This window comes from Curtobacterium sp. MCBA15_001 (genome assembly GCF_001864835.1).
Classification (GTDB): domain Bacteria; phylum Actinomycetota; class Actinomycetes; order Actinomycetales; family Microbacteriaceae; genus Curtobacterium.
Genome location: NZ_MJGI01000006.1, coordinates 1,112 through 1,385, shown reverse-complemented (window position 1 = coordinate 1,385; position 274 = coordinate 1,112). Strand labels below are relative to the sequence as shown.

1 protein-coding gene is annotated in these 274 nt (G+C 69.7%); it reads left to right on the top strand.

Translation table 11 applies throughout. The annotated features are described in order from the left end of the window. Window positions 1-274 (top strand): aldo/keto reductase (locus BIU90_RS02750; RefSeq protein WP_139195085.1); only part of this gene is annotated, 274 nt, incomplete at both ends.

Genomic DNA, 274 nt, shown 5'->3' with positions numbered 1-274 from the left:
TCGGCATCGACGACGCCCGTCCCTTCGTCCGCCGGGCCTTCGACGCCGGCATCACGACGTTCGACACCGCGAACGTGTACTCCGCCGGCTCCAGCGAGGAGATCACCGGCGAGCTGCTCCGCGAACTCGGCCCCCGCGAGGACGTCCAGGTCTTCACGAAGGTCTTCAACCGGATGCGCCCCGGCCCCAACGGCGCCGGGCTGTCCCGGATGGCGATCATGCACGAGATCGACGCGTCGCTGCGCCGCCTCGGCACGGACTACGTCGACCTGTA